This is a genomic window from Alteromonas sp. H02, assembly GCF_059682525.1.
In genome coordinates, this window is the sequence record NZ_CM185021.1 from 4,214,518 (window position 1) to 4,228,068 (window position 13,551).

Consider the following 13,551-nt stretch of genomic DNA (forward strand, 5'->3'; position numbering starts at 1 on the left):
ATCAGCGGCGATTTTTTGCCGGGTCGTCAACTGCTTGTCACACTTTACTGGCAGGCTATAGCCTATTTTTTTGATTGCAGAAATAGTGATTTATCAATATGGAATCCACTGATTTATATTATCCCAAGGAATTAAGCTGGCTGGCGTTTAACGAACGCGTGCTACAGGAAGCTGCCGATAAAAATAATCCGGCGGTTGAGCGTATTCGCTTTTTGGGAATTTACTCGAATAACCTGGATGAATTTTTCCGGGTGCGGGTAGCAGACGTAAAACGTCAGATTGTGATTGCCCACAATGCCGGTAACGATGAAGAAGCCGAACACCAGCGCCGGTTATTAATACAGATCCAGCGCAAAGTCGTTGAGCTGTCTAAGAAGTTCGACACAATTCATAAAGAGGTGGTCAAAACTCTCGCTCGCTACAATATTTATATTCTGCCCAAAAATCAGCTCGATGAATATCAACGCGACTGGGTACGTAACTACTTTATTAATAAGGTGCTGCGCCACATAGCGCCCATTCTGATCGATAAGAAAACCGACCTGCTGAGCCGCTTAAACGGTACGGCGGTGTACTTGTATGTGGCGTTACGTCGCGAGGGTAGAAATCCGCGCTTTGCTGCTGTGCAGGTACCCACCGGCGAAATCTCGCGTTTTCATTTAATTCCGCCGCAGCACAGCCGCAAAAACAAACACATCATCATGCTCGACGACATGATCCAGCTGTGTATGGAAGACATCTTCCGCGGCTTTGTGAAATTCGACACCCTGGAGTCTTACTCGTTTAAGATGACGCGGGATTCTGAGTACTCCATCAACGATGAAATTGATGAAAGTTACGTAGAAAAAATGTCAGAAAGTATGAAGCAGCGGCTGATTGCCGAGCCGGTGCGGGTGATCCACGATCAGGATATGCCGGAAGACATGGTGGAAGATCTGCAAAAACGCTTAAAAGTCACTAAGCTCGATACCCTGCATTCAGCCGGTCATTACCGTAACTTTAAAGACTTTATCGGCTTTCCCAATGTGGGGCGGGATTACCTGGAAAACAGCAAACTTCCGGCAATCGATACCAAGGACTTTTCCGGTTACAACACGGTATTCGAAGCCATTACTGCGCACGACATTCTGCTTTATTATCCGTATCATCGCTTCCTGCACTTTACCGAATTTGTACGCCAGGCGGCTTTCGACCCCAGTGTAAAATCGATTCGTCTGAACATTTACCGGGTAGCCAGTCAGTCGCGGATTGTCAGCTCTCTGATTGATGCAGTGGATAACGGTAAGAAAGTCACCGTGGTGGTAGAGCTGCGCGCCCGTTTTGACGAAGAAGCCAACATTGAGTGGTCGAAACGCATGACCGATGCCGGTATTCGCGTAGTACTGGGGATCCCGTCGCTTAAGATCCACTCTAAGCTGTGTATTGTATCGCGCGAGGAGCGCGGCAAATTAATGCACTATGCCCATTTTGGTACCGGTAACTTTAACGAGAAAACCGCCAAAATTTATACCGATTACAGCCTGTTTACCAAAAACCAGGAAATGGCCGAAGAAGCCAACTCGGTGTTTGAGCTGATCTCCTACCCGTATCGTCGGTTTAAGTTTCAGCATCTGCAAATATCGCCGCTCAATGCGCGCACTAAGATCCAGTCGTTGATCCGGCAGGAAATTCAGTTCTTAAAAGAAGGCCACGAGGCACAAATTACTTTTAAGATTAATAACCTCGTGGATAAAGAGCTGATTGACGACTTATACCGCGCCAGCCAGGCCGGCATTAAGATCCGCGGGATTGTGCGCGGCATGTGCGGTTTGCGCCCGGGCATTAAAGGGCTTAGCGAAAACATTGAGCTGATCTCCATTGTCGACCGTTTCCTGGAACACCCCCGGGTGATGATCTTCGGCGGCGGCGGTAACCGCAAGGTGTATATTTCGTCGGCAGACTGGATGACCCGCAACATGGACAACCGTATTGAAGTAGGCGCGCCAATCTACGATGAAACCCTGCAACAGCGAATTGTCGATATCATGGAAATTCAGTTTAGAGACACGCTGAAGGCTCGTCAGATCGACAAAGACCAGTTGAACCAGTATGTTAAAAGGGGCAATCGCAAGAAATTGCGTTCGCAGGAAGAGATCTACACCTATTTAAAACAGCTTGAGCAAAAATAAATGACGCCAACTCCCGCCTCTTTCGACAGCGTAGACAGCCGCGAAGCCAGTAAGGTTGCCGCTCTGGATATCGGTTCTAACAGCTTTCACCTGGTAGTGGCCCGCATTGTAGCGGGCTCGGTGCAAATTCTGCACCGGGTAAAACAAAAGGTGCGATTAGCCGAGGGACTCGATAGCAACAATGTGCTGTCTGAAGAGGCCATGGAGCGTGGGCTGGCCATGCTTAGAGTGATTGCCGACAGTTTAAAAGGCTTTGAGCCAGACTCTGTAAAGATAGTGGCCACTTACACACTTAGAAAGGCCGTTAATGCAAATGTGTTTATTAAACGGGCCATTGAGATCCTTCCCTACCCCATTGAGGTGATTTCCGGGCCCGAAGAAGCCCGCTTAATTTACTCAGGCGTTGCCCATACCAATCATGATAATGGCAAGCGTCTGGTGGTGGATATTGGCGGCGGCTCAACCGAATTTATTATTGGTGAGGGGTTAACGCCCAAACTGTGCCGCAGCCTGCAAATGGGCTGTGTGAGTTTTACCCAGCGCTTTTTTGCTGACGGCGAATTAAAAGCCAAACAGTTCGAGCGTGCCATCACCGCCGCCGAACAGGAAATGGAGCCCATTGAAGAGCGTTATCGCCGCATGGGCTGGCAGCGTTGTATTGGTACCTCCGGTACCATTAAAACGCTGTGTAACCTGGTAGTGAACCAGGGCCAGAAAGAGCCAACTGACGAAGCTGAGGTGACCCTTAAAGCCCTCAAGCAAATCATGAAGCAGTTTATTGAAGCCGGTCATATCGACAACCTTACCGATCCGGCCATCAGCGACGATCGCCGCGCGGTGATCCCGGCCGGTTTATGCGTGTTAATCGGCCTGTTTAAAGCATTAAAAATCGAATCGCTGCATTATTCTCCGGCGGCCCTGCGCGAAGGCGTGCTGTATCAGATGGAAGATGAGCTGCATAACACGGATATTCGTGGGCGCACCGCATCGAGTCTGGCTACCCGCTATGATGTGGATACCGGCCAGGCCAATATGGTACTCACCACCACTAAAGCACTGTATGACGCCTGCCAGAAAAACTGGAAACTACGTCATAGTGACTACCGGGCAATCGTAAGCTGGGCGGCGTTGCTGCATGAAGTGGGCTTACAGATTAATACCCGCGGCGTTCAACGCCACTCTGCGTACATTTTGCAAAACGTGGATATGCCAGGCTTTAACCAGTCACAGCAAGAGTTAGTGGCCACCCTGGTGCGCTTTCACCGCAAGAAAATCCGCGTGCAGGATATCCCCGCATTTACCCAGTACAGCAAAGAAGATATCTACAAACTCATTGCCCTGCTGCGCCTTGCAGTGCTGCTGAATATTAAGCGTCAGGAAGGTTTTTTGCCTGAGTTTGATGTGACCGCTGATAAACACAGCATTAGCCTGATCTTTCCGGAGGGCTGGTTAAACTCCAAGCCTATTATGACTGCGGATCTGGAACGGGAAATTAACTACCTGCAGGCGGTGGATATTAAGCTGGCGGTAAGCTAAGCCGCCTTTTACACCATAATGACTTTATTACGGCCATTGGCTTTGGCGTCGAAAAGTGCCTGGTCGGCACTTTTTACTGTAGTAAACAGGTCGGCATCCGGCGGCATCTGCATCACACCAAAGGATGCTGTGAGCGAAATATTAACGCCCCGTGCCGAGATGGTAGTCTCTGAAATGGTTTTGCGTAGGCGCTCTGCCATCTGAGCAGCCTTATCGCCATCATACTGCGGCGATAATATTAAAAACTCCTCGCCGCCCATACGTATTAACGTATCTTCCTGGCGCAACTGCGACTGAATAATTTCACAAAAACGCTTGAGGGCGATATCGCCTATCACGTGGCCATGTTCGTCGTTGATGGATTTAAAGTAATCAATATCGCACGCCACCAACGACAGGGTTTCATGCTTACGTTTAGCGTGGGCACTGAGTTTCGGGGCGATTTCGTAAAAGAAATGACGGTTTTTAGCACCGGTAAGAGGGTCGGTGTGGATCTGAGAGCGTAGTTTAAGCAATAACGACTGCAGGATATTTACCGCAAATGCCAGCATAAAAATAAGCATGATCACCAGCATAAATGCCGAAGTAGCGGCCAGATGATAATAACTGTCTGCCGGTGCAATGGTCAGATAAGCCGGTACGCCAAACAGCACCAGTGCAATCACCAGCGATAGCACACCAAACAGCAGATGACCACCAATGCTCTCGGTACTGAAGTGTTGTTTTACACACCGCAGCGCCTGCCACACCGGAAACGCCACACTGCTAAGCGCCAGACTATGCGAAATCCACCCTGAGGCCTGAGTAGCCACCAGCACGGAAGTGATCGCAAATATACCGATAATATGAGTTACAGCTGCGAACTTTTTACGCTGTGATACTTCCGTACCATAACGCTTAAGAACCGACATCAACAACATATAAGCGCCGGTTAACGCCGACGCATATACGCCGGGTAAGCCTATTTGAATGTAGCCTACATGGGAAACAGCCTGGCAGAAAACCACCAGCCATGAAGCAACCAGAAACCAGCGGGCATAGCTGGCCGATTTCGCTTTAAGTTGATGGCGCGGCTGAGGAAGTGCGAAGGTAAAACTAATCCCTATCATTGCTACGATAGCGAGAACGCCTACCTGAATATACATATGCACATCCTGCATCAGGCTAAATATCCTTGTTTAAATGTACGATACACGTTTATCAATACTGATAGTTATGTAAAAAATTAGTTACAAAATATAGACTAATATCTGTTCGATGGCCATACCTTATTTAGAGTTCAATATCAGTAGCCAGTTTATAGTGTAATGAATTAGATACATAAATAGGGCCATTGCCGGCTTTTTTATACTGCCATACCGGCCTCCAGGCCGGTACCTCCTTTACAGTAAGGCTACCTGCAATACTTCTATTAAGTGAGCAAAACTGTTCAAGAGATCCCGGATATTTTCTCCGAAAATTCCGGGATGACGGAAGGCTTTGTAAATTCTTAGATGACCGGAGGTTGGAGCGCGTCAGCGCGTTGTGGCTTTTCCTTTGGTTCTTATTATCGCGAGATACTGGAAATGGGCAGAACCAGTAAAAGCGTAGAGGCGTCATGGATGACGACTCCGGCCAGCGAGGGCAGGACGCCCTCTCTGGACGATAGGTTTTACCTGCCCGTTTACAGTATGCTTTTCGCGATTTAAGAACTGGGGGATTCCAAAGGGGAGCCACCTCCCCTTTGGGTGCTGTCGGCACCCCGACAAAATGCGGAGATAACCCTTTCCCGTCATACCGGCCTCCGAGCCAGTACCTTCTTAACCGTCTGGCGACCTGAAATACTCCTATTTAGTGAGTAAAACTGTTCAGGGGATCCCGGATATTTTCTCCGAAAATTCCGGGATGACAGGGAGGATAAGCATCCTGAAAGGCGCAAGTTATGAGCGTGACAGCGCGCTTTGGCTTTTCCTTTGGTTCTTGTTATCGCGAGATACTGTCAATGGGCAGATCCAGTAAAAGCGTAGAGGCGTCATGGATGACGACTCCGGCCAGCGAGGGCAGGACGCCCTCTCTGGACGATAGGTTTTACCTGCCCATTTACAGTATGCTTTTCGCGATTTAAGAACTGGGGGATTCCAAAGGGGAGCCACCTCCCCTTTGGGTGCTGTCGGCACCCCGACAAAATGCGGAGATAACCCTTTCCCGTCCTACCGGCCCCCGAGCCGGTATCTCCTTAACCACCTGGCTACCTGAAACACTCCTATAGAGTGAATAAAACTGTTCAGGAGATACCGGATAGATACTGCGTATCTTCCGGTATGACAGGATTGTTTGGGCCGACACCTTATCCCCGTCATACCGGCCCCCGAGCCGGTATCTCCTTAATCGCCTGGCTACCTGAAACACTTCTATTGAATAAGTAAAACTGCTCAGGAGATCCCGGATATTTTCTCCGAAAATTCCGGGATGACAGTGGTTTTCGGGATGACAGAGTCTTTTACGACGTAAAATAAAAAATCCCGGCTCAGTGGCCGGGATTACAACCTATTTAGCCGGAATAGCGACTAGGTCAGAGACGCCTGGTAGATGCCTTCGATGGCGGCATCCAGAGTCGCTTCAAACTCTTCGTCACTCTGTTGTGCTGATACACCTTCAGTCAGCGCGCGTGAGAAGCTGGCAATCATGCCCTGATTCTCGGCCAGTTTGGCATTGGCGTCATCGCGTGAGTAACCACCAGAAAGAGCAACTACTTTAATCACTTTAGGGTGATCCACCAGCTCTTTGTAGAAGTTTGCTTCGGTAGGAAGGGTCAGCTTAAGCATAACCTTCTCATCACCCAGCAAATTCAGCTGGGTAAGAATTTCCAGTTTAAGCAGTGCTTCGGCTTCGGCTTTTTCCGGGCTGTTGATGTCTACTTCAGGCTCGATAATAGGCACCAGACCGGCGTCCAGAATTTGTTTACCCACAGCGAACTGTTGTTCAACAACGGCTTTGATACCTTCGTGGTTGGCCAGTTTAACAACCGAACGCATTTTGGTACCAAACACATCCTTGGCATTGGCTTTCGCCAGCAGCTCGTCGAGTTGCGGCATAGGCTTCATAAGTTGCACACCGTTAGCTTCGGCTTCCAGACCTTTATCGACTTTCAAAAACGGCACAACGCGTTTTTTCTGCCACAGGTAATGAGAAGAGGCTAACCCTTCGATTTCACGATCGAGTGTGTTTTCAAACAGGATTGCGCCGAGGACACGCTCACCTGAAAAGGCGTTACAGGTTACGATACGGGTACGCATTGCGTGCACCATGTCGAACATTTCCTCATCGTTTGAGTACTCTGATTCTTCGATACCGTAAAGTTTAAGTGCTTTTGGGGTACTACCACCGCTTTGATCGAGGGCGGCTATAAAGCCCTTTTGGGTGATGATTTTATCCAGCATAGCTTGCTGAGCCTGTGATGCCATGTGCAACACTCCTTATTTTCTTATCCGTTTTTATAAACGGTTGTAGGGTTAAGAGAAATCATTTATTAGGCATGGGAAGTCTCGTTTTATCAGAGCTTTAGCAGTGCTTACGGCGCTATGACAAACGGTCTTTCAGCCTGCGTATCCTTATGCAGGTGTCGCCGGAATACTGCTATTCCGGCGCCGGGACATTACTTTGCTGTTAGCGGTTTTTTTCTTCTAATATCGCTACTGCAGGTAAAGTTTTGCCCTCAAGAAACTCCAGGAACGCACCGCCACCGGTTGAGATGTACGATACTTTGTCTGCAATTTCATATTTATCTACTGCTGCTAGCGTATCACCACCGCCGGCAATTGAAAATGCATCGCTGGCAGCAATCGCTTCTGACAGCGCTTTTGTTCCACTTGCGAACTGATCAAATTCGAATACCCCTACCGGGCCATTCCAAACAATGGTGCCGGCATTTTTAAGGATATCTTCCAGCGCTGCTGAGCTGTCCGGGCCGATATCAAAAATCATATCGTCGTCGGTTACTTCACTAACTGGCTTAAGTTCGGCCGGCGTGTCTTCGGCAAAGGCTTTACCGGTGACTACATCCGTTGGTACCGGGATATCGCCGCCATTGGCCTGCGCCTGCTCAATCAAACGCTTGGCTTCATCAACTAAATCCATTTCCACCAGCGATTTGCCCACATTGTGGCCCTGCGCCGCGATAAAGGTGTTAGCAATACCGCCGCCTACAATCAGTTGGTCTACTTTATCAGCCAGAGATTTCAGCACGGTTAACTTGGTCGACACCTTAGAGCCACCCACAATAGCCACCATCGGGCGAGCCGGGTTATCCAGCGCCTTTGACAGCGCCGCCAGTTCACCTGCCAGCAATGGACCAGCCACGGCCTGTGGGGCAAACTTTGCCACGCCATGGGTGGAAGCCTGGGCACGGTGGGCAGTACCAAACGCATCCATCACGAATACGTCACATAACGCGGCGTACTGCTTCGACAGTGCCTCGTCGTCTTTTTTCTCACCCTTATTAAATCGCACATTTTCCAGGATCATGCATTGACCGGGCTCAATGTCTACGCCATCCAGGTAATCTTTTACCAGTTTAACTTCGACATCCAGTACGTCGTTGAGGTAGTCCACCACCGGTTGCAGTGAAAACTCTTCGGCAGGCTCACCTTCGGTTGGGCGGCCCAGGTGCGACATCACCATCACTGCTGCGCCTGCTTCCAGCGCCGCTTTGATGGTGGGTAAAGACGCTTTGATTCGCGCGTCTGATGTCACTTTACCGTCTTTTACCGGTACGTTGAGATCCTGACGGATCAGTACGCGCTTACCTGACAACTCAATGTCTGACATGCTTGGGATTGACATAAGGTTTCCTTCTCATCCTGTTGAATTCAAATTAAATTATTCGTTGCCCGTTTGATACATCGCCAATGCGGTATCCAGCATTCGATGGGCAAAACCCCATTCGTTGTCACACCACACCAGGGTTTTCACTAACTGGCGGTGACTCACCCGAGTTTGTGTACCATCCACAATACACGAATGGGGATCGTGATTAAAATCCACCGATACCAGCGGCTCTTCGGTGTAATCCAGAATGCCTGAGAGGCGTCCGGTGCGGGCCGCACTAAGCGCCTGATTCACTTTATCGATGGTCACTTCTGTGGCCAGCGTCACACTCAAATCCATGGCACTCACGTTGATTGTGGGCACTCGCACGGCAATGGCTTCGAACTTACCGGCAAACTTGGGCAGTATGCGCTCTATACCGCGGGCCAGGCGGGTATCCACCGGAATAATCGACTGACTGGCGGCCCGGGTACGGCGCAGGTCGGGATGATAAGCATCAATTACCTGCTGATCGTGCATGGAAGAGTGAATAGTGGTGATGGTGCCGCTCTCCACCCCAAAAGCTTCGTCGAGCACCTGGATCACCGGCACTATGCAGTTGGTGGTACAGGAACCGTTCGATACCACTTTATGTTCTGGTAGCAACGTGTCTTCGTTACAACCGTAAATAATGGTGTTGTCCATATCCGGCGCCCCCGGCTGGGAAAACAGCACTTTTTTAGCCCCGGCTTCAATGTGTGCCAGGCCACTGGCTTTATCGGTATACTGGCCGGTACATTCCAGCACAATATCCACACCCAGCTCGGCCCACGGCAGACCGGTTATTTCGGTTTGATGACACAGGCGGATCACATCACCGGCCACGGTGAGCTGTTCGCCCTGACGCTCCACATGGCAGGCAAACCGGCCATGGGACGTATCGTATTTGAGCAGATGTGCCATGCCATCGGGATCAGCGATTTCGTTAATCGCGACGACCTGGATAAACTGATTGCGGCCACTCTCGTAGAGTGCCCGCAGTACATTTCGGCCAATGCGGCCAAAGCCATTAATGGCGAGTCTTACCATATTTTTATGCAGCCTAAAGGCCGGAGCAGATTAAAGCCCCAGCGCAGCTTCTACCACGGCGTCAACAGTAATGTTGAAGTGCTTGAACAGCTCGCCGGCCGGTGCAGATTCACCAAAGGTGTCCATGCCCACAATGGCGCCATTAAAGCCCACGTACTTATACCAGCTCTCTTTAGACAGCGCTTCAACGGCAACGCGTTTCACCACTGTAGAAGGTAGAACTGACTCACGGTAAGCCGCATCCTGACGATCGAACACGTCGGTGGATGGCATAGACACTACGCGCACTGCTTTACCCTGCTCGCTCAGTTTGGCCGCAGCGTCAACAGCTAGCTGTACTTCAGAGCCGGTGGCAATGAGGATAAGTTCCGGTGTGCCGTCGCAGTCCACCAGTACGTAACCGCCTTTGGCGACATCAGCAACCTGTGCTTCGCTACGAGGCTGTTGTGCCAGGCCCTGACGGCTGAAGATCAACGAGGTAGGCCCATCAGTGCGTAAAATCGCTTCTTTCCATGCCACCGCAGATTCTACCTGATCGCACGGGCGCCAGTTGTCGAGGTTTGGCGTAGCACGCATGGCAACGACTTGTTCTACCGGCTGGTGCGTCGGGCCATCTTCGCCCAAACCAATTGAATCGTGGGTATATACAAAGATAACCGGCTGCTTCATTAATGCTGCCATACGTACAGCGTTACGAGCGTATTCCATAAACATCAGGAAGGTAGCACCATAGGCTTTAAAGCCGCCGTGCAGGGCAATACCATTCATCATGGCAGACATACCGAATTCGCGTACACCGTAGTAAACATAGTTACCGCTGGCATCGTCTTTTTCTACGCCTTTACAACCGTTCCAGATGGTCAGGTTAGAACCGGCCAGGTCGGCCGAGCCGCCTAATAATTCAGGCAGTAGCGGACCAAAAGCATTCAGCGCGTTTTGTGAGGCTTTACGGCTGGCAATCGTATCCGGATTCGCCTGCAGCTTAGCAATATAGTCATCGGCTTTCGCCACAAAATCTGCCGGTACGTCACCGCTTAAACGGCGCTTCAGCTCAGCAGCCAGCTCCGGGTAAGCTTCGGCGTATTTTGCAAACAGCTCATTCCAGGCCTGTTGCGCTTCACCGCCTTTGCTTTTGCCATCCCAGCCGGCGTAGATATCAGCCGGCACCTCAAACGGTGCATGGCTCCAGCCCAGCGCTTCACGGGTAAGGGTAATTTCATCGTCACCTAATGGTGCACCGTGGCAGTCTTCTTTACCCTGCTTATTAGGTGAGCCAAAACCAATAACGGTTTTACAGCAAATCAGCGTGGGTTTGCCGGTTTGGGCTTTGGCCGCTTCAATGGCGCTGTTGATTGCTTCAGGGTCGTGACCGTCGATATCGGTGATCACATGCCAGCCATAAGATTCGAAACGTTTTGGCGTATCATCGGTAAACCAGCCTTCTACTTCACCGTCGATAGAAATACCGTTGTCATCCCAGAACGCAATCAGCTTATTCAGGCCCAGGGTACCGGCCAGTGAGCTCGCTTCGTGGGAGATACCTTCCATCAGGCAGCCATCACCCAGGAACGCGTAGGTGTAATGGTCGACTACCGCAAAGTTATCGCGGTTAAATTGCGCTGCCAGCACTTTTTCAGCCAGCGCCATACCTACCGCATTGGTAATGCCCTGCCCCAACGGACCAGTAGTGGTTTCAACACCGGGTGCGTAGCCGTACTCAGGGTGACCAGGGGTTTTAGAATGTAACTGACGGAATTGCTTAAGTTCGTCGATAGGCAGCTCGTAGCCGGTGAGATGCAGCAGCGAATACAGCAACATTGAGCCGTGACCATTCGACAGGACAAAACGGTCGCGGTTAGCCCAGGCCGGATCAGCCGGGTTATGTTGCAGATGATCGCACCACAGTACCTGGGCGATGTCTGCCATGCCCATTGGCGCACCAGGGTGACCTGATTTGGCTTTCTGAACGGCATCCATACTTAATGCTCTGACAGCATTAGCAAGTTCTCGACGAGACGGCATGTTGACTCCTGAATTGTATTTGAGTGCCAGTTGATGTGGCAATTTACAGTAATTAATAACACATCAGCGATGTACTAATGTATTTGTGTTTGCTGCAAATCGCTGCTATTAACTTACGGCAATCCTGCAAACAGAAATACACTTTCACTCAGAGCTTCATATTGTTACCCACCGGCCAGTGCAGTTCAATGTGTTTTGGTCTTGTCGGAGCATTTAATAACAGTAGCAATGCTCCCTGGCGGGCGATAGCCAGCGCCAGACTGTCAAGTAAACGTAACAAATAGACTTTTAGACGTCCAGAAGTAAAGACTGGTATTTATACATCAGCTTGCTACAATAGTTGCATGTGTATTGATCTACAATGAGCACAGCCGCCGTAAAACAGCGCCAGAACGGTATATTTATTGTTTGTAACGGTGTTCAGGTAAGCAATACGCCCCGAATATAAATTTAAATAAACACGGAGCATGTAATGGCAGCCCATTTATTTACGTCCGAGTCAGTTTCTGAAGGCCATCCGGACAAGATTGCCGATCAAATATCCGATGCGGTACTTGATGCAATCCTGCAGCAGGATCCCAAAGCGCGTGTCGCCTGCGAAACTTATGTAAAAACCGGCATGGTGCTGGTTGGTGGTGAAATTACAACTTCTGCATGGGTAGATATTGAAGAGCTCACTCGCCAGACCGTGCGCGAAATTGGCTATACCCATTCAGATATGGGGTTTGATGCAGACTCCTGCGCGGTACTTAATGCCATTGGTAAACAGTCGCCAGACATCAATCAGGGCGTAGACCGCACTCGCCCGGAAGAACAAGGCGCTGGTGACCAGGGTCTGATGTTTGGCTATGCCAGTGACGAAACCGAAGTGTTAATGCCTGCTCCCATTACTTATTCACACCGTCTGGTACAGCGTCAGGCAGAAATGCGTAAGTCGGGCAAGCTCGACTGGTTGCGCCCGGATGCGAAAAGCCAGGTAACCTTTATATACGAGGATAATGTGCCGGTAGGCATTGATGCCGTGGTACTGTCTACTCAGCATTGTGATTCGGTGTCTACCGAGACCGTGCGCGAAGCAGTGATGGAAGAAGTCATCAAACCAGTACTACCGGCTGAGTGGATTACGGCCAGCACCAAATTTCATATCAACCCCACCGGGCGCTTTGTCATCGGCGGCCCCATGGGTGATTGCGGTCTGACCGGGCGTAAGATTATTGTAGATACCTACGGTGGTATGGCGCGCCATGGTGGCGGAGCTTTCTCTGGTAAAGATCCCTCTAAAGTAGACCGTTCGGCAGCCTATGCCGGGCGTTATGTAGCGAAGAATATTGTGGCGGCTGGCCTTGCCAAGCGTTGTGAAATTCAGGTGTCTTATGCCATTGGTGTGGCAGAGCCAACGTCTATCAGCATCGATACTTTTGGCACCAGCCAGTACGACGAAGCAACCCTGGTAGCACTGGTTAAACAGCACTTTGATTTACGTCCTTATGGTCTTATCAAGATGCTCGACCTGGAACGCCCTATTTACCAGCCCACAGCTGCATATGGCCACTTTGGCCGCGACAGTTTCCCATGGGAAGCCACTGATAAAGCCGAGGCTTTACGCGCTTCGGTTTAAGCCACGCGCTTTTTGCTTACAACGCCAGACTCAGGTCTGGCGTTTTTGTTTTCAGCCCTAAACCACCTACTTCTGTAGGTGGTTATCATTCGTGGAAGGGCTTGGCCCGTATAGATAAGTCAGCAAATAAGGGGGTATATAGATTGTTGTCGGAGTCGCCGACCGCGACCAAAGGGTGTTGTGCGACCCGGTAACCGTGAACCACTCTGGACTCCCCGCAGCCCTTAACAGTGAAAAGCGTCATCGTCCCTGACAGAACAAACTAGACCGTCAATGACAACACTGAAGAAGGGCACAATTATTGTCCTTTCTTCGATTTAAACAGAGCCCCCT

The 13,551-nt window shown here is 50.2% G+C and carries 9 protein-coding genes; 3 read left to right on the top strand and 6 right to left on the bottom strand.

Going from position 1 to position 13,551, the window contains the following annotated elements; translation table 11 throughout:
* Positions 1-98 precede the first annotated feature (98 nt).
* Both ppk1 and ppx read left to right on the top strand, forming a co-directional pair.
* Complete coding sequence (gene ppk1, locus AC566Q_RS19565) at positions 99-2,168, top strand: polyphosphate kinase 1 (RefSeq protein ID WP_499609726.1); 2,070 nt, start codon at positions 99-101, stop codon at positions 2,166-2,168.
* Entirely contained in the window at positions 2,169-3,704 is a 1,536-nt protein-coding gene (ppx, locus tag AC566Q_RS19570; protein ID WP_499609729.1) for an exopolyphosphatase, read from the top strand.
* Between the two features lie 8 nt (positions 3,705-3,712).
* On the opposite strand, the gene AC566Q_RS19575 is transcribed toward ppx, so the two are convergent.
* The 6 genes from AC566Q_RS19575 to AC566Q_RS19600 all read right to left on the bottom strand — a co-directional run bounded on the left by AC566Q_RS19575 (position 3,713) and on the right by AC566Q_RS19600 (position 11,880).
* The gene (locus AC566Q_RS19575; protein ID WP_499609735.1) at positions 3,713-4,849 is read right to left on the bottom strand and encodes a GGDEF domain-containing protein; all 1,137 of its coding nucleotides are present in this window, start codon (positions 4,847-4,849) and stop codon (positions 3,713-3,715) included.
* Positions 4,850-6,250: 1,401 nt separating this feature from the next.
* Entirely contained in the window at positions 6,251-7,147 is an 897-nt protein-coding gene (locus AC566Q_RS19580) for a fructose bisphosphate aldolase (RefSeq protein WP_105936265.1), read from the bottom strand.
* Positions 7,148-7,349: 202 nt separating this feature from the next.
* Positions 7,350-8,525, bottom strand: a complete 1,176-nt coding sequence (locus AC566Q_RS19585) for a phosphoglycerate kinase (RefSeq protein ID WP_499609745.1) — start codon at positions 8,523-8,525, stop codon at positions 7,350-7,352.
* Positions 8,526-8,561: 36 nt separating this feature from the next.
* A complete protein-coding gene (epd, locus tag AC566Q_RS19590) occupies positions 8,562-9,578 on the bottom strand; it encodes an erythrose-4-phosphate dehydrogenase (protein WP_499609748.1) in 1,017 nt (338 codons plus the stop codon).
* Between the two features lie 30 nt (positions 9,579-9,608).
* Positions 9,609-11,600: a transketolase gene (gene tkt, locus AC566Q_RS19595; protein WP_105936262.1), complete on the bottom strand. Its 1,992-nt coding sequence runs from the start codon at positions 11,598-11,600 to the stop codon at positions 9,609-9,611.
* 148 nt (positions 11,601-11,748) lie between these two features.
* A complete protein-coding gene (locus AC566Q_RS19600) occupies positions 11,749-11,880 on the bottom strand; it encodes a hypothetical protein (protein WP_276309529.1) in 132 nt (43 codons plus the stop codon).
* A 192-nt stretch (positions 11,881-12,072) separates the two neighbouring features.
* Here AC566Q_RS19600 and metK point away from each other — a divergent pair, with 192 nt between their 5' ends.
* Positions 12,073-13,218: a methionine adenosyltransferase gene (metK, locus tag AC566Q_RS19605; RefSeq protein WP_105936261.1), complete on the top strand. Its 1,146-nt coding sequence runs from the start codon at positions 12,073-12,075 to the stop codon at positions 13,216-13,218.
* Positions 13,219-13,551 lie beyond the last annotated feature (333 nt).

What these genes read in the sequence shown, in the direction of transcription:
- ppk1 (WP_499609726.1), top strand. Translation starts at nt 99, where the DNA reads ATGGAATCCACTGATTTATATTATCCCAAGGAATTAAGCTGGCTGGCG.
- ppx (WP_499609729.1), top strand. Translation starts at nt 2,169, where the DNA reads ATGACGCCAACTCCCGCCTCTTTCGACAGCGTAGACAGCCGCGAAGCC.
- AC566Q_RS19575 (WP_499609735.1), bottom strand. Translation starts at nt 4,849, where the DNA reads ATGTATATTCAGGTAGGCGTTCTCGCTATCGTAGCAATGATAGGGATT.
- AC566Q_RS19580 (WP_105936265.1), bottom strand. Translation starts at nt 7,147, where the DNA reads ATGGCATCACAGGCTCAGCAAGCTATGCTGGATAAAATCATCACCCAA.
- AC566Q_RS19585 (WP_499609745.1), bottom strand. Translation starts at nt 8,525, where the DNA reads ATGTCAATCCCAAGCATGTCAGACATTGAGTTGTCAGGTAAGCGCGTA.
- epd (WP_499609748.1), bottom strand. Translation starts at nt 9,578, where the DNA reads ATGGTAAGACTCGCCATTAATGGCTTTGGCCGCATTGGCCGAAATGTA.
- tkt (WP_105936262.1), bottom strand. Translation starts at nt 11,600, where the DNA reads ATGCCGTCTCGTCGAGAACTTGCTAATGCTGTCAGAGCATTAAGTATG.
- metK (WP_105936261.1), top strand. Translation starts at nt 12,073, where the DNA reads ATGGCAGCCCATTTATTTACGTCCGAGTCAGTTTCTGAAGGCCATCCG.